Source organism: Kribbella shirazensis (assembly GCF_011761605.1).
Taxonomy (GTDB): domain Bacteria; phylum Actinomycetota; class Actinomycetes; order Propionibacteriales; family Kribbellaceae; genus Kribbella; species Kribbella shirazensis.
Window position 1 is genome coordinate 2,409,220 of the sequence record NZ_JAASRO010000001.1, and the last position, 21,657, is coordinate 2,430,876.

18 protein-coding genes are annotated in these 21,657 nt (G+C 68.5%); 9 read left to right on the forward strand and 9 right to left on the reverse strand.

From position 1 onward, the window contains the following. Nucleotides 1-42: 42 nt before the first annotated feature. On the forward strand, nucleotides 43-747 hold the full coding sequence (locus tag BJY22_RS11875) for a copper homeostasis protein CutC (protein WP_167206170.1): 705 nt from the start codon (nucleotides 43-45) through the stop codon (nucleotides 745-747). Continuing rightward, nucleotides 744-1,010, forward strand: a complete 267-nt coding sequence (locus tag BJY22_RS11880; RefSeq protein WP_167206172.1) for a DUF4031 domain-containing protein — start codon at nucleotides 744-746, stop codon at nucleotides 1,008-1,010. The genes BJY22_RS11875 and BJY22_RS11880 overlap by 4 nt, the downstream gene beginning before the upstream one ends. A 17-nt stretch (nucleotides 1,011-1,027) precedes the next feature. Here the strand turns inward: BJY22_RS11880 and tuf are convergent, their stop codons facing one another. The 4 genes from tuf to BJY22_RS11900 form a co-directional block, all read right to left on the reverse strand. Further along, on the reverse strand, nucleotides 1,028-2,215 hold the full coding sequence (gene tuf / locus BJY22_RS11885) for an elongation factor Tu (protein WP_167206174.1): 1,188 nt from the start codon (nucleotides 2,213-2,215) through the stop codon (nucleotides 1,028-1,030). Between the two features lie 277 nt (nucleotides 2,216-2,492). Then, the gene (locus tag BJY22_RS11890) at nucleotides 2,493-4,874 is read right to left on the reverse strand and encodes a PQQ-binding-like beta-propeller repeat protein (RefSeq protein ID WP_167206176.1); all 2,382 of its coding nucleotides are present in this window, start codon (nucleotides 4,872-4,874) and stop codon (nucleotides 2,493-2,495) included. Nucleotides 4,875-5,079: 205 nt separating this feature from the next. Further along, nucleotides 5,080-7,329, reverse strand: a complete 2,250-nt coding sequence (locus BJY22_RS11895) for an outer membrane protein assembly factor BamB family protein (RefSeq protein ID WP_337758550.1) — start codon at nucleotides 7,327-7,329, stop codon at nucleotides 5,080-5,082. 66 nt (nucleotides 7,330-7,395) lie between these two features. Next, nucleotides 7,396-7,707: an ArsR/SmtB family transcription factor gene (locus tag BJY22_RS11900; protein ID WP_167206180.1), complete on the reverse strand. Its 312-nt coding sequence runs from the start codon at nucleotides 7,705-7,707 to the stop codon at nucleotides 7,396-7,398. Between the two features lie 87 nt (nucleotides 7,708-7,794). On the opposite strand from BJY22_RS11900, the gene BJY22_RS11905 reads away from it, so the two are divergent. Genes BJY22_RS11905 through BJY22_RS11915 form a run of 3 tightly spaced genes read left to right on the forward strand, consistent with a single transcriptional unit; the run spans nucleotide 7,795 to nucleotide 11,458 of the window. Then, entirely contained in the window at nucleotides 7,795-8,985 is a 1,191-nt protein-coding gene (locus BJY22_RS11905) for an MFS transporter (RefSeq protein ID WP_167206182.1), read from the forward strand. 32 nt (nucleotides 8,986-9,017) lie between these two features. Then, nucleotides 9,018-10,046 carry a hypothetical protein gene (locus BJY22_RS11910; protein WP_167206183.1) on the forward strand — a complete coding sequence of 343 codons (1,029 nt, stop codon included), beginning with the start codon at nucleotides 9,018-9,020 and terminating at the stop codon, nucleotides 10,044-10,046. Beyond that, entirely contained in the window at nucleotides 10,043-11,458 is a 1,416-nt protein-coding gene (locus BJY22_RS11915) for a hypothetical protein (protein WP_167206185.1), read from the forward strand. The genes BJY22_RS11910 and BJY22_RS11915 overlap by 4 nt, the downstream gene beginning before the upstream one ends. Here the strand turns inward: BJY22_RS11915 and BJY22_RS11920 are convergent. From BJY22_RS11920 to BJY22_RS11940, 5 genes are all read right to left on the reverse strand, one after another. Then, nucleotides 11,444-13,453 (reverse strand): HelD family protein, encoded by a 2,010-nt coding sequence (locus tag BJY22_RS11920; RefSeq protein ID WP_167206187.1) that lies wholly within the window; start codon nucleotides 13,451-13,453, stop codon nucleotides 11,444-11,446. The two genes, BJY22_RS11915 and BJY22_RS11920, sit on opposite strands and share 15 nt — an antisense overlap. 37 nt (nucleotides 13,454-13,490) lie before the next feature. Next, nucleotides 13,491-14,270, reverse strand: a complete 780-nt coding sequence (locus BJY22_RS11925; protein ID WP_167206189.1) for a phosphatase PAP2 family protein — start codon at nucleotides 14,268-14,270, stop codon at nucleotides 13,491-13,493. A 72-nt stretch (nucleotides 14,271-14,342) separates the two neighbouring features. Beyond that, nucleotides 14,343-15,230, reverse strand: a complete 888-nt coding sequence (locus tag BJY22_RS11930; RefSeq protein WP_167206191.1) for a carbohydrate ABC transporter permease — start codon at nucleotides 15,228-15,230, stop codon at nucleotides 14,343-14,345. After that, complete coding sequence (locus BJY22_RS11935; protein ID WP_167206193.1) at nucleotides 15,227-16,171, reverse strand: ABC transporter permease; 945 nt, start codon at nucleotides 16,169-16,171, stop codon at nucleotides 15,227-15,229. Before BJY22_RS11935 ends, BJY22_RS11930 begins: the two co-directional genes overlap by 4 nt. Beyond that, nucleotides 16,171-17,793 carry an extracellular solute-binding protein gene (locus BJY22_RS11940; protein ID WP_167206195.1) on the reverse strand — a complete coding sequence of 541 codons (1,623 nt, stop codon included), beginning with the start codon at nucleotides 17,791-17,793 and terminating at the stop codon, nucleotides 16,171-16,173. Before BJY22_RS11940 ends, BJY22_RS11935 begins: the two co-directional genes overlap by 1 nt. Nucleotides 17,794-17,840: 47 nt before the next feature. Here BJY22_RS11940 and BJY22_RS11945 point away from each other — a divergent pair, with 47 nt between their 5' ends. From BJY22_RS11945 to BJY22_RS11960, 4 genes are all read left to right on the forward strand, one after another. Continuing rightward, nucleotides 17,841-18,923 carry a sialidase family protein gene (locus BJY22_RS11945; protein ID WP_167206197.1) on the forward strand — a complete coding sequence of 361 codons (1,083 nt, stop codon included), beginning with the start codon at nucleotides 17,841-17,843 and terminating at the stop codon, nucleotides 18,921-18,923. A 14-nt stretch (nucleotides 18,924-18,937) separates the two neighbouring features. Next, entirely contained in the window at nucleotides 18,938-19,873 is a 936-nt protein-coding gene (locus BJY22_RS11950; RefSeq protein WP_167206199.1) for a dihydrodipicolinate synthase family protein, read from the forward strand. A 25-nt stretch (nucleotides 19,874-19,898) separates the two neighbouring features. Continuing rightward, nucleotides 19,899-20,609, forward strand: coding sequence for a FadR/GntR family transcriptional regulator (locus tag BJY22_RS42905; protein ID WP_337758551.1), 711 nt, complete (start codon nucleotides 19,899-19,901; stop codon nucleotides 20,607-20,609). Between the two features lie 154 nt (nucleotides 20,610-20,763). Next, on the forward strand, nucleotides 20,764-21,624 hold the full coding sequence (locus tag BJY22_RS11960) for a DUF559 domain-containing protein (protein WP_167206201.1): 861 nt from the start codon (nucleotides 20,764-20,766) through the stop codon (nucleotides 21,622-21,624). Nucleotides 21,625-21,657 lie beyond the last annotated feature (33 nt).

Here is a 21,657-nt window from a genome sequence, read left to right on the forward strand (position 1 = left end):
AGTGCAACCCGAATTTCCGGCGAGTGCGAGAAGATGTAGGGCATGGGTTCGTTGCTGGAGATCATCGCGCTGCATCCCGCGGATGCGGAGGCGGCACAGGAGGGCGGGGCGGACCGGCTGGAGCTGTGCGCCTCGATGGAGGCGGACGGTCTGTGCCCGTCGGTGTCCACGGTGAGCGCGATCCGGCGGGTCACCGACCTGCCGCTGCGGGTGATGCTGCGGCTGGACAACTCGTTCACCACCAACGGCGCCGACCTGAACCGGCTGACGGCGATGGCACAGTCGTTCCTCGCCGCAGGTGCGGACGGATTCGTGCTGGGGTTCCTGACCCCGGACAACCAGGTGGACGTCGAGTCGGTGAGTGCGCTGGTCAGTACGTTCGCCGGTACGCCGTGGACGTTCCACCGTGCCGTCGACGCAGTACTGGATCAGCAGGCGGCCTGGCGTGCACTGCGCAGCCTGCCCGGGCTGGACTGTGTTCTGACGGCCGGCTCGTCGATCGGGGTCGGACACGGGCTGGACGACCTGTGCAGGCTGGCCAAGGAGGATCCCGCTGTGGCCGGGGTGATGATGGCGGGCGGTGGTCTGCAGCCGGAGCACGTGCCGTGGCTGTTCCAGAGCGGTGTACGGCGGTTCCATGTCGGCTCGTCGGTGCGCCAGGACGGGTCGTGGACGAAGGCCTACGTGAACTCCCGGTTCGTCCGGTCGTGGCGCAACCTGCTCGACGCCCAGGACGCCCGCGAATGATCCTCATCGATCCGCCCGCGTGGCCGGCGTGGAACAGGATCTGGTCGCACCTGGTCAGTGACGAGTCCTACGAGGAGCTGCACGCGTTCGCGAAGGCAGCGGGCATTCCGGCGCGTGGCTTCGACCGCGACCACTACGACGTACCCAGTGACCGCTACGACGACCTGATCGCCGCCGGCGCCGTACCTGTATCCAGTAAGGAGCTGGTCCGCCGGCTGATCGCTTCGGGGCTCCGGCACAGAAAACGGCCCCCGATCGAGTAGATCGGGGGCCGTCGTTTTCAGTCGAGCAATTCGGTCACGGTGCCGGCGGCGACCGTGTGGCCGCCCTCGCGCACCGCGAAGCCGAGGCCGACGTCCATCGCGATCGGCTTCTCCAGCTCCACGCCGAGCTCGATCGTGTCGCCGGGCATCACCAGGGCGATGTCACCCAGGTCGATCCCGCCGGACACGTCCGTCGTCCGGAAGTAGAACTGCGGCCGGTAGTCCCCGGCGAACGGGGTGTGCCGGCCACCTTCGGCGGTGGACAGCGCGTGCAGGTTCGCCCGGAACTTCCGGTGCGGTTGCACACTGCCCGGCAGCGCCACCACCTGGCCGCGACGGACCTCGTCGCGCTTCACGCCACGCAGCAGCACCGCCGCGTTGTCACCCGCGTCCGCGGACTCCAGCGACTTGCCGAACGTCTCCAGACCGATCGCCGTACTGGTCACGGTCGGACCGAGACCGACGACCTCGACCGCGTCGCCGAGCTTCAGCGAACCGCGCTCGACCGCACCGGTGACCACCGTGCCGCGGCCGCTGATGGTGAGCACGTTCTCGATCGGCATCAGGAACGGCTCGCCGAGCTCGCGGTCCGGCACCGGCACGTAGCTGTCGATCGCGTCCAGCAGCTCACCGATCGCGGCGGTCCACGTCGGGTCACCTTCCAGCGCCTTCAGTCCGGACACACGCACGACCGGTACGTCGTCGCCGGGGAAGCCGTACTCCGAGAGGAGCTCACGGACCTCCAGCTCGACCAGGTCGAGCAGCTCCGGGTCGTCGACGGTGTCGGCCTTGTTCAGCGCGACCACGAGGTACGGCACGCCCACCCGGCGCGCGAGCAGCACATGCTCCCGCGTCTGCGGCATGGCGCCGTCCTGCGCGGAGACGACCAGGATCGCGGCGTCCACCTGGGCGGCGCCGGTGATCATGTTCTTCACGTAGTCGGCGTGCCCGGGCATGTCGACGTGCGCGTAGTGCCGGGTCGCGGTCTCGTACTCGACGTGCGAGATGTTGATCGTGATCCCGCGCTGCAGCTCCTCCGGCGCACGGTCGATGCCGTCGAAGGCGACGAAGCGGTTGACACTCGGGTCGCGCTCCGCGAGCACCTTGGTGATCGCGGCGGTCAGCGTCGTCTTGCCGTGGTCGACGTGACCCATCGTCCCGATGTTGAGGTGCGGCTTGGTCCGCACGAACTGGCTCTTGGCCATGAGAAATCCTTTGTCTGTCAGAAGATTCGGGGTGAGCCAGGACCCTCCGGCAAGCCCTCACAGCGCTGTCACCGCGGGAGGGGGCCGGTAAGAGCCACCCTCCTCCGCGGGTCCTGCTCAGCAGGAGGAGGGTCAGCTTCGAGTGCCGGTGCAATCAACTGACGGTGCCCACGTGGGAGCGCCCGTCAGGCCCTTGCCTGACAGGTCGAACTCGAAAACCACGCGGAACATGCGGATCACGGTAGGTGTCAACGCTGCCTACGGCAACGGAAATTCCCTAGTTCAGGGCGAAGAGGCGGGTGCCGTCGGAGAAGACCGGACGGGCCGCGGCCACGGTGACGGCCGGCTTGTCGCACGTGACCTCTTCGGACTTGGCGACGGCCTCGGTGTTCGGGCTGGGCACGATGGGCCGCGACTGGACACCGGTGGTCCCGATCATGACGGGGGAGCAGCTGCCGTTCGCCTGCGGCATCAGTGTGACCACGCGTCCGTCCGGCAGCAGTCCGAACCCGTTGCGCGGGTACTCCGGCTGCTGCAGCTTCGGCGGTACCTGCAGAAGGTGGTGCCACTGCGGCGTACCGTCGGCAGGGCTCGACGCCGACACGTCGTACGTCTGGGGCTGTCCGGGCTCGTTGCCGGTCCGGCAGGTGATCAGTACGAGTGAGGCGTGCGTGGCGGCCAGCTGGGCGTCGCACGACGACGAGCCGAGTCGCGGACGTGGTGTGCCGGGTACGGGTGTGGTCCACATGATGTGGCCCTCGCCGATGTCCACCGACCACTGGTACAGCGTGCCGCCCGCGGCGCCCGTCCAGATCAGCCCGGAGACCTCCCGAGTGTCCGGTACGGCGACCAGTTCGCCGACCCATGTCGATGGGTCCAGCTCGGCACTCAGGTCGATCCGCGCGCCCAGATCGACCTCCCACTTCTGCGCACCGGTCTTGAGGTCCAGACCGCGTACGACGGCGCCGTTGCCGGCGCAGGCGTCGACGACGACCGCCTGGTCACCGACCAGCTCACCCTGCGACACGGTGCAGCGCACCTGAGCCCGCCAGTGGGTCGGACTGCTCACGCCGTGCGAGACGACGTAGTTGTCCTCAGCCACGAGCAGCCGGTCCGCGTCGACGGCCAGTGCGGTGCCGTCGGTGTCGACCTCGGTCAGCACCTTCCCGGTCACCGCGTCGAGTACGGCGTACGTCGGCAGCTTGATGCCCGCGGGCCGTCGGTACTGCGAACGCGGCAGATGCGCCGCGATGACCTTCCCGTCCGCCGACACCACCAGACCGCGTGAGCCACTGGAGGCAGCGTCCTGTACGTCGGCCCGCGAGTAGCGCCACCGGATCTGACCAGTGGCCGCATCGGACATCACCACACCGTCCGGCCGCAGCTCAGCGACTCCGCCCGCAGTACCGGTGATGGCGCCGGTCGCAGGCACCTCGCGGCTCCAGGCCAGCGTCCCGTCGAGCTGGACCGGCTGCTGGGTCGGCTCGATCGTGGTCGTCGTACTGACCGTGTTGGCGGTCTCCAACCGCGCCTGGACGAACGGCTCGCCGGCCGAGACCACGACCCACGCCAGCAGCGTCCCGCACACAGCCGTCGCGCCGACACCCAGCCAGCGCGGAGGAGCCTGCGCGTACGGCGGTGCGAGGCGTAGCCGTCGTGCCAGTGCCAGCAACGCCCCGGCCAGCACCAGAGCCACCGAAGCGATCAGGAGGTACGGCCAGCGCTCCGACATCGCCGCACCGGGCTGTGCCGCCGGCCAGCGCCACCAGCACACTCCGATCGCGATCATGCCGACAGCGGCGAAGACGATCGCCGGAACGGTCACCAGCCGCTGCTGCGACCTCCGGAACCACGCACAGGCCAGTCCGGCCGCTGCCGCCGTACCCGCGATCGGCGCCCACACCGGGAAGCCGCTGACGTCGGACGGGTCGGCCGGCCACTTGGCGGCCGCCCCGAGGCCGCGACCCAGCAGGACCGAGGAGGCGACGATCGCACCGAGCGCGGCGCCGAAGTAGATGACCGGGATCAGCCCGCCGATCGGTCGGGCCGCCCTAGGGCCCAGGGACTCGACCTCCCGGTTCAGATTGTCCCGGGCAGGTCTCTCCCATTCCTCATGGCCCCGGTCGGTCGCGTACAGCCGCGTCTCGCCCAGACTCTGCAGGAACGACATCCGGCCACGGGCGAAGTCCCGGTCGGCGACGTGCTCGTACTCCTGCCGGATCCCGGCCGCGTACTCGTCGTACCGTGCCGCCGGCATGCTCAGGATCCGCAGGTCGGCGTCGCACAGCACGGCGCCGTTGCGGTCGTCCGGGGCGCAGTCGTGCTTCGCGGTCAGCCGGACGAGCCGCCCGATCTCCGCGACCCGGTCGGCGTCCACGCCGTACGCCGCCAGCTCGAGCTCGGCCAGCTGCGCCGAGACCTCCTCGTTCTCGCCGGGGTCGGCCTGCGGGTCGTAGATCGCGTCGTGGAACCAGGCCGCCAGCCGGACGGTGTCCGGATCGTCGGCGTACGCCGCCAGTTCGTCGATCGTCTCGAGCACCTCGGTCAGGTGCTGCCGGTCGTGATAGTGGCGATGTTGCTCTGCGTAACGAGCCAGCAGATCGTCGCCCAACGGCTGCGCGTGCGGCAGCAGGCGATTCCACCGGTCGCGCAGGTCCATGGCTAAGGAGTCTGACACCCGTTGGGAGTCGAGGCCGACCGATCCGGGGATCCCGGATCGGTCCGTGGCCAAAGCGATATCGGGTCGTCACCTGACCGCTTCGACAGGTGCGCCCGACAACGAATTCCAGGCACGGAATTGCGGTACAGATCACACTCCGGGGTCGACGAACCGGCCGTCCACACCGGTCGGCTACGGGGTGTGACTATCGCAGGGCGATGACCGTGTTCGCGCCGGACGTCAGGACAAGGTTGCCGACGGCCCGGGGATCGCGGCTGCAGGAGATGCCGGCCGGCAGCCGGGCCTGCCGGAACCCGGCCCGGCCGATCACGTTCGCGACGCAGCCGCCGGCGGCGCGGCTCAGCGAGACGACGCGGCCGTCCGCGGTCACGGTGACCTTCATCCGCGGGCTGACCGGGGCAAGGGTCTGCCAGGCGGTCAGGCCGGTGTTCGCGTCGACGGCCGTCACAACGGTCCGGCGGTTCTCCAGGCTGCTCGGACCAGGGCAGTCGACGACGATCAGGTACTTCCCGGCCGCGTTGAGCAGCGTCCGGCAGGCCCAGGTCCGCGGTACCTCCCAGCGCCAGCGGATGTCGCCGGTCCGCGGCTCGATCGCGGTCAGCGCGGCAGGTACGTCGCCGTCACCGCCAGGCTCGGCCACGACCACCAGACCGGCCACCACCACCGGCCGGCGATAGGTGTCCGCCGAGGTCCTGGTCCACAGCTTCTTGCCCGACTGGACGTCCAGCGCGGTCATCTGGTCCGGCCGGTCGTCGCAGGAGTGACTGACGAAGGCGAGAACGGTCTCGGCCGTCGCGATCGCGCCCAGGTCGGTGCAGTGACCGGACTCGTACGTCCAGCGCTCACGGCCACCCGGGTCGACACCGTGCAACTTGCCGGAGCGTTCGCCGGTCAGGAGCGGCTGGGCTTGCTGGATGACGTGGTCGCGGGTCCGGCCGGACCACGCGGCCTTGCGGTGGCCAGTGTTCGCGTCGAGCAGCAGGTAGCCGACGTCGGCGAACTGCGCCAGGACGTACTCGCCGTTGCCGGTGGCCGTGATCACCGGCTTCTCGTCGGAGTCGGAGCGGCTGTAGCGCCAGCGCAGCGAGCCGGTGGCAGCGTCGAGCATCTCGACCACACCGCTCGGGCGGGGGATCGCGATGCCGTAGCGAGTGCCGACCGCCTCCTCCGCGCCGGTGCCGAGGACCGAGTCGCTGACCCAGGCGACGCCGCCGTCGAGGACGGACGGGCTGGCTCGGCCGGCTTCGCGTGGTGTTCCTTCGACCCGCTCGTTGGAGGAGAGCACGTAGTTCCGGGAGAGCGGCTGGACGATCAGCAGGAGAGTCAGAGCAACCGCCGCCGGTACTGCGAGCCAGGCGAGCTGCTGGCCCAGATTGCGTGCTGGGAGGAAGCGGGCGGTTCGCGTGCGGAGCAGTGAGGCCACGAGGGCTGCGGCGCCGGCTGTGAGTAGAAGGAGCAGGGCTGAGATCAGCAGCGGGACGCGGAGGCCGATGCCGACGGCCTCGTTGGTTCGTGGCGCCTGGGCCCAGGCGATGAGCAGTCCGGTGACCGCGATCGCCAGTACGGCGCCTGCGATCAGCCGGGCGCGCTGGCTGGCGCTGCGGGCGCAGCGGAAGAGCACTGGTGCACTGAAGAACGAGAGGACCGCCAGCGCGACAGAGGGCCAGCCTGCCTCGTCCTGAGTGGTCGGGATCTCCCAGGACGCACCGGATGCGGCGATAGCGACCACGGCGGCCGCGATGGCGGTGAACGTGGCTGTGGCAGTCAGAGCGGCCTGCTGCCAGCCACGCCACGGGGCCGGGAGTTCGCTGTCCAGTCCGGCGAGCTCCGACTCGAGATTGAGTCGTGCGACCTGTCCGAGTCGCTGGCGGGCCAGTTGAGTGCGGTACAGGTGTCCGTCGAGTAGATCGCGGACCTCTTCGTACCGATGCTCCAGCGCGGCCTTGCGCTCCCCGGCGTCCCGTCGTACCTCGGCAGTGTGGACGGCGTACCGGCTCGGGTCGGAGGCGAGGATCGCGTTCACGGCGTCGAGCAGTACGTCGCCGTTCGCGTCGCGGCGGGGTGGCGCGTAGGCGTCCGGCTGCGGTGCGGCGAGGTCACCGGTCAGTCGGATCAGCCGGGCGACCTCGGCGATCCGGATGGGCGCTACGCCGTACTGCGGGAGGAGGTGCTCGGCCAGCCGGGCCGATGCCTCGGCGTCCTCGGGTGGGGTGCCGCCGGGCTCGTGGACCGCGCGGTGGAACCAGGCTGCCAAGCGGACGCTGGTGGGGTCGGTGGAGAGCTGGATGAGCGAGTCCAGCGCGGTGAGGACGATGTTGAGGTACTGGTCGCGGTACGCGCGGCGGTTGCGTTCGACGTACCAGGCGACCAGGTCGTCCGCCAGCGAGGCAGACCCCGGCAGCAGGTCATCCCACCGCGCCCGAAGTTCCACCACTGCTTCAGTCTGCCAGCCGCACTTCTCCAACGACTTACGAGTCTGCGCCTGCCAGCTTGCGGTTGGTTACTGCTTGGCCGACAGGACGCCGCTGAGCAGGCCGGGGTAGAGCTTCTCGAGGTCCTCGCGGCGCAGGATGCTGATCCGCCGGGTGCCGTCGGTGTGCGTGGAGATGACGCCGGCCTCGCGGAGCGTCTTGAGGTGATGCGCCCGGGTGGAGGCGGTGACCGGGAGTTCGATCTCGCCGCAGGCGATGCCGGCCGGCTGCTCGGCGAGCGCGCGGACGATCGTCAGCCGGACGGGCTCGCCCAGCGCCTGGAGAACCGCCTCGACGCGGATCTCGTCCTGCTCCGGCTGCGGGAGGACTTTGGTGGCCATGCGTCCATAGTACGACGCCCGTCGAAGTTCGATGATCTTCGTAGTACGATATCGATCGAACTACCGACTCTTCGGAAGGCCCTCAGAATGTCCGCACGGATCTACCTGCTCGGCGCCGGCGCGTTCGCGGTCGGCACCAGCGCGTACGTCGTGTCCGGTGTGCTGCCCGACGTCAGCTCCGAGCTGCACGTCTCGCTGACCGCGGCGGGTCAGCTCGCCACCGCGTTCTCCCTGTCGTACGCGATCGGTGCGCCGATCCTGTCCACGCTGACCGGCCGGTGGGAGCGCCGTACGCTGCTGATCGCCGCACTGGTCCTGGCCGCGCTCGGCAACCTGATCGCCGCGCTGGCCGTCAACTATCCGATCCTGATCGCAGGACGCGTCGTCGCGGCGTTGGGCGCTGCCATGTACACGCCGGCCGCCACACTGTTCGCCACCAGCCTGTTGCCACCTGAGGAACGCGGTAGAGCGGTAGCCATCGTCTTCGGTGGCCTCACGTTCGCGCTGGTGCTCGGCGTACCCGCAGGCACGCTGCTGGGTCCGACACTCGGCTACAAGGGTGTCTTCGCGCTGATCACCGCAGTGGCCGTACTGGTCGCCGTCGCCGAGCGTGCTGCGCTGCCGAAGGTCGACGCGCCACCGGTCGTCAGCCTGCGCGAACGCTTCGCCGGTGTGACCGACCGGCGGGTACAGATCGTTCTCGCGATGACTGTCCTCGCAGTGCTGGCCGCTTTCAGCGTGTACATCTACATAGTCCCGCTGCTCGAGCACACCGCCGGCCTGACCGGTAACGTCACCGGCCTCCTGCTGCTGTTGTACGGCGTGGGCGCGGTGATCGGCAACTTCCTCGGCGGCCGGATCACCGACCGCTTCGGCAGCCTGCGCACGCTGGTCGTCCTCATGCTCGGCATCACCGCCGTCATGGCCACGCTCGACCTGACCCTGACGACCGTCGTCGGCGCCGGAGCCGCTCTGGTGCTGTGGGGCATGCTGACCTGGGCATTCAACCCGCCGGTGCAGAACCTCCTGCTCGAACTCGGTGGCGGTCTGCTCATCTCGCTCAACGCGTCCGCGATCTACCTCGGCGCCGGCCTGTCGGCAGTGGTCGGAGGCCTGGTCATCCAGACGCTCGGCGTCGGCTACCTGCCTGTTCTGGGCGCTGCGCTGTCGCTGGTGGTACTCGGTCTGGTCTACCTCCTGTGGCGCGACCCGTCCCTGCAGCCCGTGGAGGAGCTGGAGCGTGAGGAGGACATCTACGTCCCAGCAGCCGCTGACTGAGGAGGACCCGTAGTAGGGCAGTCTTATGCCCCATGCGTCTGCTTGCTGGTGTGCTGCTGCTCGCCTCCGCCCTGACGGGGTCCAACGATCCCGCTGCGGTTGTCGACGGCTGGAAGACGTCACCTGTGTACGTCGACCCGACGCAGCAGTCACTGGTACCGGAGGAGGACGCGGCTGAGCTGGCCGAACGGGTGAGCGGGCACGACCCGGCGATTCGGATCGCGGTCGTGCCCGCCGCCGTACTGAACGATGGCAGTGACAACAACAGCAACAACAACGCAGCAGCTCGCAAGTACGTCGACAAGCTGGTGGACGCTCAGCGGGCGGACGGCATCTACCTGGTCGTGTTCGGTGGTGCGATCGCGTGGGGGAGTGCGGTCGGGGTGGACACGCCGATCGCGGAGATCCTCACCGATGAGCTGGGGAAGCACAGTCGTTCCGACCCGGTCGGCACGCTCAACGGCGTGCTGGATCAACTCGGCGTACAGAAGGCCTCCAAAGGGACGCCTGGGTGGCTATGGCCGCTGCTGATCGTGCTCGTCGTTCTGATTGCGGGTGGGCTCGCGCTGCGCTGGTGGAAGTCCCGTCCGGGCAAGGACAGTGGTCCTGCGCTCTACCGGCCGTCGTACGACGTTCTGCCGGACGAAGTGGACACGGTGGAGGAGCGGCGCGCGGCGGCGCGTGAGGACGTCACGCGGTTCGGTGAGGAACTGGATGCCGCGGACGTGCGTCTGGAGGGCAATGACATCACCGAGAAGACAGCGGATGTGCAAGCGGCGATGGACGCGTACGCCGAGGCCGGCCGCGTGGTCGACGGGGAACCGGACGACGACGCGCTGCGGGAAGTGCGAGCCACGGTCGAGTACGGTCGCTGGCGGCTGGCCTGCGCACAGGCGAAGGTCGCCGGCACAGCCGCACCGGCACGCCGTGCCGCCTGCTTCTTCGACCCCGGCCACGGCACGTCCGTGACGGACTGGATGTACACGCCACCTGGCGGGCGGCCCCGGGAAGTCCCGGTCTGCGGTGCCTGCCGTGATCGGCTCTCGGGAGGAGCACGATGAAGCGTCTGCTCGGTGCGATCGCCGTTGTCGCGTTGTGGGCCCTGCCGACACTGCCCGCACACGCGGCCACAGACCCCGACGCGTACATGAACACCGTCGCCGGTCACCTCGGCGATGCCGGCGTCTGGGTCGACCCGGCCGTGACGGACCTGACTGCCGATGATGCCGCGGAGCTGGACGCGCTGGCGAAGAGCGCAGCGGCGCCGATCCGGATCGCGGTCATCCCGGCGTCGAAGATCAACACGTCGGAGAGCAAGTACTCCGTGGAGCTCGCCTGGGAGGGCGAGGAGATCGCGGACCAGCTGTACGACCGCGTCGGCGTCGAGGGCGTGTACGCCGTCCTGGTCGACGCGACGTCGCAGAGCAAGGGTCGCGGGCTCCACGCCGCACAGCGGGCCGACAACGGACCGACGTACTTCGTCGGCGACGCGGTGGACCAGGCGGTCGACTGCTGTGCACCCGGCTACCGGCGGATGATCAAGCGGTTCATCGAGCGCGCCCAGGTCGTCGACAAGCCGTTCTACGTCGACGCGGCGCCGTACGCCGGTGGCGCGGCCGGGATCATCGGGCTCTGGTGCACGGTGACCGGGCTGGGGGCCCGCCGGGCGCGGCGGCAGGACGAGAAGGCGCACCTGAATGTCGTGCAGCCCCTGCTGAACGAGGAGATCATCGCGCTCTCCCAGCAGGTCTCCGCATTGCCGACGACCTCGGATCCGCAGCAGTCGAAGCTGTCCAAGGACGTGCTCGACACCGTCGAGAAGGCGCGGCAGCGACTGGACCAGGCCAAGGGCGACAAGGACATCGAGGCTGTGACGACCCTGCTCGGCTCTGCCCGGTACGGGCTCGTGTGCCTGGACGCCGTGCGCGCGGGCAAGCCGATCCCCGAGCCGACCGCGCCGTGCTTCTTCGACCCGCGGCACGGGCCGAGCGTGACTCAGGTCGAGTGGAAGCCCGAGGCGGGGGCCCCACGCAACGTCGACGTCTGCGCGGACTGCAAGGCCCGTGACGAGGCCGGCCAGGAGCCTGCGATCCGGATGGTGAAGGGCTGGCAGGTCGAGCGCCCCTACTGGGAGTACGGCGAGGACCTGGCCGCGTACGTCGACGGCTACTGGTCACGTGGTGACGGCCGGCAGTGGTGGTTCCCGGACTCGGACTTCCGGCGCCGCGGTGAGGAGATGCGGTCGCGCTGGCGGTCCCGTCGGCCTGGTGCTCGCTTCAGCCGGTTCAGCTCGAACGTCGGCAGCTCCGTCGGTGACTGGGCGGCCTCGTCCGGTGGCGGCTCTGACGACGACGGAAGCGGCTGGTCCAGCGGCTCGAGCCGGCGCAGGTCCTGGTCGTCGCGGACCCGGTCCAGCGGCGGCGGCTCGTCCCGGCGCTCGTCGCGCCGGTCCGGCGGCTCACGGGGCTTCTAGTACCTCAGGCAGGTCTTCACTGTGCAGGACGACCAGTGAGGTGACGGCACGGGTCAGACAGACGTAGAGGCGCCGGAGTCCGGTCCGCTCGTCGGCCTCACCAGCCACGATGCCGGCCGGCTCCACCAGCACCACGTGGTCGAACTCGAGACCCTTGGCCAGCGACGCCGGTACGACGTCCAGGTGCGAGTCCACGTCGTCCTCGTCACCGAGCACCGAGAAGGGGATGCCCTGCAGGGCTTTCCGCGCTGCGGGGACCAATGCGTCAGGGACGATCAGCCCGATCGAGCCGAGCCGTTCCGACACTTCATGGACTGTCGTCACGGCGGCCGCCAGCGCGTCCGGCACGCGGGTGATGGTGAGCTCACCACGTGCCCGCCGTACCGCTGTCGGCGGCTTCAGGTGCGGCGCGATCGACGGGAGAAGCCGGGCGGCGTACTCGATCACCTGACCGGGGACGCGGAAGCCCGCCGTGAGCTCCTCGGTGTGGGCACTGGTCTTGCCGAGGTGCTTCAGCGCCTCGTCCCAGGACGGCGTGGCCCAGGGCGTGGTGCCCTGAGCGATGTCGCCGAGCACAGTCATCGAGCCGGTTGAGCAGCGTCGACCGACAGCGCGCAGCTGCATCGCGGACAGGTCCTGTGCCTCGTCCAGGACCACGTGGCCGAGTGACGGCGTACGGTCGACCAGATCAGCGATCTCGTCGATCAGCGTGGCGTCGGCAACGGACCACTTGGCCGCAGCGGGTGACCGCGGCACCTTCTCCCAGCTCAGCAACGCCTGCTCTTCGGCCGTGAGAATACCGTCGGCGTGCTCGGCCAGCAGGTCGGGTTCGGTGAAGAGCTTGAAGAGGAGCTTCGCCGGGTCGACGGCCGGCCACAGCGCCTCGGCGTACTGCTTGACCGGACGGCTCCGAGCGACGGCATCCTGCACCCGGTCGTCCGGCGAGTCACCCGCTGCCTCCATGCGCAGCAGTACGGCGTGCGCCAGCCGCTGCGGCAACATCGCCCGGCCGGCGCCGTACCGGATGCCGCGGGTGCGCAGCTCGTCGACCAGCTCCTCGGCCTGGTACGTCGCCACGCGCCACCGGTGCGCGCCGCGGGGGACGACCAGCGCCTCCTCGGGCTGCTTCACGTGCGACCACACAGCCCGGTGCAGGACCTCGGCCATCCGCGCGTCACCCTTGAGTACGTCGACCGGCGCAGGGCCCGGCCCGGCGATCTTCACCCGCGCGACGAGCTCCTCGACCGTGGTCTGCTTCGCCTCGATCTCGCCCAGTGCGGGCAGGACGTCCCCGATGTACCGCAGGAAGCTGGCGTTCGGACCGACCACGAGCACACCGGCCCGGCTGAGCTGGTCACGGTACGCATAGAGCAGGTACGCCGCCCTGTGCAGCCCGACCGCGGTCTTACCGGTGCCGGGTGCTCCCTGTACGCAGATGGTGTCCTCGACGCCGGCCCGGACGATCACGTCCTGCTCCGGCTGGATGGTGGCCACGATGTCGCGCATCGGGCCGGAGCGCGGGCGCTCGATCTCCGCGTCCAGGATGTCGCTGTGCTGGTCGGCCGGCCCGCTCGCCGTCAGGTCCTCGTCCTCGAACGCCGTCATCTCGCCGTGCGTGAAGCCGAAGCGACGACGTACCCCGACACCCATCGGCTCGGTCTTGCTGGCTCGGTAGAACGGCACCGAGATGTCTGCTCGCCAATCCACCACCAGCGGCTCGCCCTGCTGGTCGTTCACGTGCCGGCGGCCGATGTGGAAGGTTTCCTCGGTCGGCTCGAGGTAGTCCAGCCGTCCGAAGAACAGCGGCACGTCCGGATCGTCCTCCAGCTCCTTCATCCGCTGGTAGATGGCGGCCTGCAGGAACTCCTGGTTGACCCGGTCCGCGCTGTGGATCTCCAGCGAGCCGGTCTTCTCCCGCATCTGCGCCAGAGCCGCCCGGGAGGTCTTCAGGTAGTCCTTCTCGGCCTGGAGAGTGTCGGACGTGTCTGAGGGCATGCTGAAACCTCCGGCGAGTAGGGGGAGCCCAGCTACGTTACTTGAGCACTCTGCGCGGTGGAACTGAATTACGGGCCGTCGGCCTGTCGGCGTGCAGACCCGGGCGGAGCAGCAACGGGAGGCTGGCCGCCAGCAGGACCAGTGCCACGATGCCGTCGAGCCAGTAGTGATTGGCGGTCACCACGACCACGCCGAAAGTGATGATCGGGTGCAGGAGCCACAGCCAGCGCCAGCGCGACCGGGTGATCAGGACCATCGACAGCCCGATCAGTGCGGCCCAGCCGACGTGCAGGCTCGGCATCGCCGCGAACTGGTTCACGGCCCCACCGGTGTGGTCCGCGCCGTACACGGACTGCCCGAACCGCAGCCCGCTGTCGACGAAGCCCGGCATCATCCGCGGCGGCGCCAGCGGGAACGCGATGTGACCGATCAGTGCCAGCCCGGTCAGCGACACCATCGTCCAGCGCACGTGTGAGTACGCCCTGGGCCGCCAGATGCTCAGCCAGAGCAGTACGGCGGCCGTGAGGGGAGCGTGCACGCTCGCGTAGTACAGGTTGGCGCCCTGTACCACCTGCGGGAACTGCAGCACCCAGTGCTGGACCGCGGCCTCGTCCGGCAGGTGCAACCAGCTCTGGAACGACAACACCTCATGAGCGTGGTCGAACGCGGACCCGGAGTGCCGGGCGGCGAGTTGCCGTCCGGCGCTGTAGACCAAAAAGAGGGTGGCCAGCAGGACCGCTTCCCGGACCACCCTCCAGAAGACTTTCTGTTGTAGTTCCCCGCCCTGCCCCGCCCGCTCGAGAGCCTCTATCCCCATACCGTTCGACGGTACCCGGCGGTGGCACAGGGTTTGCCCAGGCGCAACCCTGACGTTGCCCTGGGCAACCCCTCAGCCCTTCACGGCACCGGTCAGGACGCCCTTCGCGAAGTGCCGCTGCAGGAACGGGTAGATGATCAGGATCGGCACGATCGACACGACCAGGATCGCCATCTGGATCGACGCCTGCGGCGGCAGCAGTTCGGTGCCGAGCTCGGCGCTGCCCAGCTGGGTGTCGTTGATGACGTACGTCCGCAGTACCAGCTGCAACGGCCAGAGCTTGGAGTCGTTGAGATAGAGCAGTGCGGAGAAGAACGCGTTCCAGTACGCCACGGCGTAGAACAGGCCGATCACCGACAGCACCGCCTTCGACAGCGGCAGCACGATGTACGAGAACGTCTTCAGCTCACCCGCGCCGTCGATCCGTGCGCTCTCGGTGATCTCGTTCGGCAGGTTCATGAAGAACGCCCGCAGGACGACGACGTTGAACGCGCTGATCATCGTCGGCACGATCAGTGCCCAGATGCTGTCCAGCAGGCCGACGCCTTTGACCGTCAGGTACAGCGGGATGATGCCGGGGGAGAACAGCATGCTGAACAGCACCACCAGCAGGATCGGCCGGCCCGCCGAGAACCCGGGCCGTGCCAGGGCGTAGGCGAGCAGACACGACACGGTCAGGCTGAGCAGGGTGCCGACGATCGTCACGAAGATGCTGACGAACAGTGCACGCGTCACTACGCCGCCGGCGAACAACGACTCGTACGCCGAGAAGTTGATCGACTTCGGCAGCAGGACCAGACCGCCGGACTCGTTGATCTGCTTGTTCGGCGCGACGCTGGTCGAGATCACCCCGACGAATGGGATGATCACGACCGCGCAGAAGATCAGCAGCACGAACCCCTTGAAGATTCGCATGGGCCAGGACGGCATCGGCACGCCCTGCACGATCTTGCGACTCATCGCTGGTACACCCCCTGCTCGCCGAACATGTGCGCCACCTTGTTCGCGGTCAGCACGAGGATGACGCCGACGATGCCCTTCACCAGGCCGACCGCCGCCGCGACACCCCAGGCGCCACCGAGTACGCCGTTGTTGTAGACGTACGTGTCCAGTACTTCGCTGACGTCCCGGCCGACCGCCTGCTGCTGCAGGATGATCTGCTCGAACCCGACGGTCAGCGAGTCACCGAGCCGCAGGATGAACAGCAGGATGATGATCCCGCGCAGTCCGGGCAGTGTGACGTGCCAGAGCTGCTTCATCCGGCTGGCGCCGTCCACGCTCGCCGCCTCGTACAGCTGCGAGTCGATCTGGGACAGCGCGGCCAGGAACAGGATGGTGGCCCACCCGGTGTCCTTCCAGATGATCTGCGACGTCAGCAGCACGTGGAACAGTTCGGAGTTCCCGATGATGTCGATCGTCGTCAGGTCGTGGGAGCGCAGGTAGTTGTTCAGCAGGCCGCTGCCGCCGAGCATCTGCTGGAACAGCGCGACCACGATCACCCAGGACATGAAGTGCGGCAGGTACAGGATGCTCTGCGCGATCCGCTTGATCCGCTCGGAGAACAGCGAGTTGAGCAGCAGGGCGAGCAGGATCGGCGCCGGGAACACGAAGACCGACTGCAGGCCGGTCAGGATCAGCGTGTTCTTCAGCGCCCGCAGGAACGCCGGGTCGCCGTTGAAGATCACGCTGAAGTTCGCCCAGCCCGACCAGTCGCTGGCGCCGATCCCGAGGAACGGCTGGTAGTCCTTGAACGCGATCACGTTGCCCAGCAGCGGCACGTAGTGGAACGCGATGATCAGCGCGGTCCCGGGCAGCGCGAACAGCAGCAGGACGCGATCCCGCAGCAGCCGCTGACCGAGAGTCAGCCGCTGCTGCGGGTGCTTGGAGGATCTCTGCAGCATTACTTCCCTGCCGTGTCGGCGAGCGCCTGCTCGAGCTCGGTGCGGATCTTGTCGCCGCCCGCGGTCTTCCAGGACTCCACACCCGCCTTCCAGGCCGAGACAGGCTTCTTGCCCTGCACGATCTGGCTCTCCAGGTCGTTCATCGTCTTGACCAGCTGGCCCCACTTCTTCGACCCGGTGTCGGAGTACAGGCCGTACGACGCGTCGTACACGAGCCGCTTGGCGAGCTTCTCCTGGATCGCGTGCTGCTTCTGCGGGACGTCCGGCTTGCCGGCCCAGTACAGCGCCAGCGTGGAGTCGCTGATGTACTGCAGGCCGATCCCGGTCTCCACCACACCGACCTTGGACGGCACCGGATCCGTGCCCTGCAACGTGTAGTGCCGGCCCGAGACGCCGTACTTGCGGAACATGTACTCCTCGGTGCCGAACGGCGCCGCCATCCAGTTCGCGATCTTCAGCAGCGTCTCGGCCGAGTGCTGGCTGTCCTTGCTGAACGACGTCACGTTGTTCAGCGCACCACCCATCCAGGGCGTGCCCTGGCCGCCGTCGAAGCCCGGTACGTCGAGCATGTTCACCGCGAAGGCCTCGCCGGCGGTGCTGTCGGCGTAGTACTGGTTCCAGGCCACGAAGCTGTCGTAGTCGAACGCGGCGGCGCCGCCGTTGAACCACTGCTTGCGGGCGCTGGACTTGTCGTTGAACGCGTCCGGGTTGATCACGCCGGCGGCGACCATCTTGCGGCCGGCCTCGAGGGCCTGCTCCTGCGCCTCGTGCTCGTACATCGAGCTGAACTTGCCGCCCTCCTGCTTCCAGACGTTGGGCATACCAAGCATCTGCCGGATGGTCGACAGCGGCACCCGGGTCCAGGCCCACTTGTTCTGCTTGGCCGCGGTCATCTCCTTGGCCAGGGCGAAGAACTCCTCGAAGTTCTTCGGTGCCGGGTCCTTGATGCCCTTCGCAGCGAGCAGGTCCTCCCGGTAGAGGACGCCCGACGTCCGGGACATGCCGCGCGGTACCGGGACGCCGTAGATCGCGCCGTTGAAGACGCAGCCCTTCCAGAACTCGGTCGGGATGTTCGCCAGGAACGGGTACTTGCTGATCGCGTCACCGGACAGGTGCTCGGTCAGGTCCATGCACTTGGACTTCACCAGGCCGGGGATCTGCGGTGTGTCGGGCGGGATGTTCAGGATGTCCGGCAGGTCGCCGCCCGCGATCCGGGTGGCGAACTTGTCCTTGTACTCGTCGTTCGACGCCATGCTGATCTGCAGCTCGGAGCCGAGCCGCTTGTTCAGCTCCTGCCAGAACTGGTTCTTGTCGGCGGCGGGCGGGATGGCACCGGGGATGTTCGTCATGAACGTGATCGGCTTGCCGTCACCAGGAGCCTCGGCAATCGCCTTCACCGGATTCGCCGGGTACTTCAGGAACCCGTCCAGCACCACGTCGGTGCCGGGCAGGTCCGGCGTGATCTCGCCGTACTTCGTGTACGTCGGCAGCTTCACGGCCGCGTTCGCCGCGGCGGTGTTCTTCTTGTCGGACGCGCACCCCGCCAGCAGCGGCGTACCCGTGACCGCGACAGCGGCGGCGGCCAGACCACCGCCGAGGAAAGTTCTTCTGCTGACCGGCATGAGGCCTCACTTCCATCGGAGGGCCACACCATGACATAGTACGTCCTATGTCTTCAAGAGTCGGCGCGCTGGAAATCTCGGCGCCAGTCTTCGATCCGGCGGGAAGCGGCTACCACACGTTCCGGATTCCGTCCGTGCTGGCGCGTGGCGACCTGGTGCTCGCGTTCTGCGAGGGCCGGCTGCACGGGCCCGGTGACGCGGGCGAGATCGAGGTCGTACTGCGGCGCTCGCTCGACGGCGGCCGGACCTGGCTGCCGCTGCAGGTGGTGTCCGCGATGCCGGGCAAGACCTGTGGAAATCCGGTGCCGTTGGTCGACCCCGCGTCGGGTGACCTCGTGCTGGTGACGGTGGAGAACGGCGCGCACGCGGTCGAGATGTCGCTGGCCCGGGGCACCGATCCGGTCTCCGGCCGGCGTGTCTTCGTGCAGCGCTCGTCGGACGACGGTGCGACGTGGACCCCTACTGTGGAGATCACCCAGCAGGTGAAGCCGGGCGACTGGGGCTGGTACGCCACCGGTCCGTGCCACGGCATCACGACCAGCTCCGGGCGTCTCGTCGTACCGGCCAACCACTCGTTCGTGCCGTCCGAGCCCGTGGACGATCTGATCCGGCTGAACGGTGGGCACTGCATCTACAGCGACGACGGCGGGCACACGTGGTCGGTCGGCTTCGTGGACCGCAACGACGGCGCGGAGATCAACGCGAACGAGACCACCGTCGCCGAGCTGCCGGACGGGCGGCTGTACTTCAACGCCCGCAACCACCAGGGCACCGGACCGGCCCGCGTGCACGCGTGGTCGTCCGACGGCGGTCAGACCCTCGACGCGCCGTACGCCGGCATTCCCGAGATCACCGCACCCGGTATCCAGGGCAGTGTGCTCTGCCTGCCGGACGGGCGGTTGCTGTTGTCGACACCGGTGAACCCCACGTCACGCCGGGAACTGACCGTTTTCGTCAGTGCGGATTCCGGCGTGTCGTGGGAGCCGGCCCTGGTCGTGCACGAGGGCATGGCCGGGTACTCCGACCTCGTCCTCCTGCCGGACGGACCTGACTGGAGAGTCGGCATCTTCTACGAGGCCGGTGAGACCTCGTCCTTCGCGACCTTGCGCTTTGCCACATTCGCCCTTTGAGGTTGGGAGACCCCTTGACCGCATCCGCCCATCTGACCGGCGTCGTACCTCCGCTGGTCACACCGCTGACCCCCGAATACGACGTCGACACCGCATCGCTGGCCAGGCTCATCCAGCACCAGCTGTCCGGAGGTGTGGACGGCGTGTTCGTGCTCGGCACCTCCGGTGAGGGCACGTTCCTGACCGACGAGCAGCGACAGGTCGTGCTGGAAACCACTGTCGCCGAGGTGGCAGGACAGGTCCCGGTGCTGGCCGGTGTCATCGACACGTCGACCAACAGGGTCGCCGCACACGTCTCTGCCGCACTGAAGGCCGGCGTGGACGGATTGGTCGCCACAGCTCCGTTCTACGCGGCGACACATCCTGCTGAGATCGAGCGCCACTTCGTGCGGCTGAAGTCGTTCGCGGGCGACACCTCGCTGTACGCGTACGACATCCCCTCACGGGTCGGCACCAAGCTTCCCGCCGCTCTGATGACAGCTCTCGGCGAACAGGGTGTCATCGCCGGCGTCAAGGATTCGTCCGGGCAGGACGCGTCGCTGCGGGAGCTGGTCATCTCCCGCCGCGAGAAGCAGTTGGAGAACTTCGCGATCATGACCGGCTCCGAGGTGACGGTCGACTCCGCGCTGGCCTTCGGTGTCGACGGCGTCGTACCTGGTCTGGGGAACGTGGACCCGGCCGGGTACGTGCGGCTGTTCAAGGCTGCGGTGTCCGGTGACGTGGCCGCGGCGCGGGACGAGCAGGACCGGCTGTTCCGGCTCTTCGAGATCATCAACGCGCCGGACCGGTCGCGAATGGGGGCCAGCTCGGCCGCACTGGGTGCGTTCAAGGCCGGGTTGTTCCTGCTGGGCGTGATCGACTGCCCGCTGACGGCGTACCCCTGTATCCCGTTGAGCGACACGGAGATCGCCGCGATCCGGCCGCTCCTCGACCGCGCCGGACTACACTGAGCGGTCCTAGACAAGGAGGCCGGCAGTGACAACGGGTGGGCTCAGCCGGGCACGCGGTGCGGCAGGGAACCAGTCCTTCATCCGGGATGCGATGAAGTCGTACATCCTGGAGCGCGGGCTGAAGGCGGGTGATCCGCTGCCGAACGAGCAGGAGTTGATGGCACAGCTCGGCGTCGGGCGGCACCCGCTGCGCGAGGCGATGAAGGCGCTGCAGGCGGTCGGCATCATCGAGATCCGGCACGGGTACGGCACGTACGTCGGCGAGGTCAACCTGCAGTCCCTGGAGGACGGCCTCGCCTTCCGGATGTCCCAGTCGATGGCCGGCGACCTCCGGGACGTCCAGAACGTCCTGGAGGTCCGCCAGGCCATCGAGGTCGGCATGGCGGAGGAGGTCGTCGCGTACTTCAACGACCACGGGTACGACGACCTGGAGCCGATCGTCGAGCGGATGGAGGCGAAGGCCTCCGACGGCAAGTACTTCCCCGACGAGGACTGGGCCTTCCACCAGGCACTCTACGAGCCACTCGGCAACGCACTGGTGATCGACCTGCTGTCAGTCTTCTGGCGCACCTTCGCCCAGGTCGACGTCCGGCTCCCCGGCGCCCGCTACTCCCCGGCCGACGCCGCCGCCTGGCACCGAGACCTCCTGAACACCCTCACAACAGGCGACCCCGACGCCTACGCCCACTCCATGAAAAAACACTTCCACGGCATCCACACCCGCCTGGACGGATGAGCCCGACAGCTCGACAGTACGTATACGTCCACTGCTAGCTGGTGGCGTGGCCGCTGAGCGTGGGAGGGAGCGCTGAGGGGCGACACCTCCTGTTGAGCTGCCGCCTGTGGATGAACAACGGCAGCTGACGGAGCATTTGAGGCACCATGCCCGGATGGAATCGGTCGGTCAGATCCTGGAGCGCCGGGGCGGCTGGGCAACCGCCTCCGAGCTCGCGGGACTGGTCTCGCGGCATGCCGTCGCAAAGGCCCTCGCCGGCGGCGACATACAACGGATCGCGCTCGGGGTCTATGCGCTGCCCGGTCTCCCGGCCGACACCGTGGCGGTCCTCGCCTACGACGGTGTTCTCTCGCACGTGAGCGCGGCAGCGGCGTCGGGCCTGCCTTTGCTGGTAGCGCCCGAGAAGCCTCATCTGATCCTGCCGCCGCACCGCCGCCCACGACCTGGTCCACCGGCTGTGCTGCATTGGGCCAACGTCAGTTCGTCAGAGCGCGAGGGCCGAATCACCTCTCTGTCCCGCACCGTCGCCGACTGTTGTCGCATCCTTCCTTTCGCTGAGGCGCTTGCTGTCGCAGATGCCGCCCTCGCCACCCGACACCTGCTTCCGGCGGAGTTGCTGTCCGAGGTCTCGGCGATGCGCGGCGCCGGCTGCCCGAACGCTCGCCGGGTCGCGGCCGCGGCGACGCCGCTGGCCGCCAGCTTCTTGGAGTCGATGCTCCGGGCGCTCCTGATCAGTGCGGGCATCGCCGGCTTCGAACCGCAGGTACTGGTGTCGCACGACGGATTCCATGCCCGCGTGGACCTCGGCCATCGACGTGCCAGGTTGGCGCTGGAGGCCGAGGGCTTCGAGTTCCACGGATCCCGACGGGACTTCGCAGCCGACTGCTACCGGTACGACGAGCTGAACACAGCCGGCTGGTTGGTGCTCCGATTCACCTACGAGCAGATCATCGGCGATCCGGACTGGGTTGTTGCCACCGTCCGCGCGGCCCTGGCTCAGCGCCTCGGCGCGTGATGTCCGGCAGCTCGACAGTACGTATACGTCCAC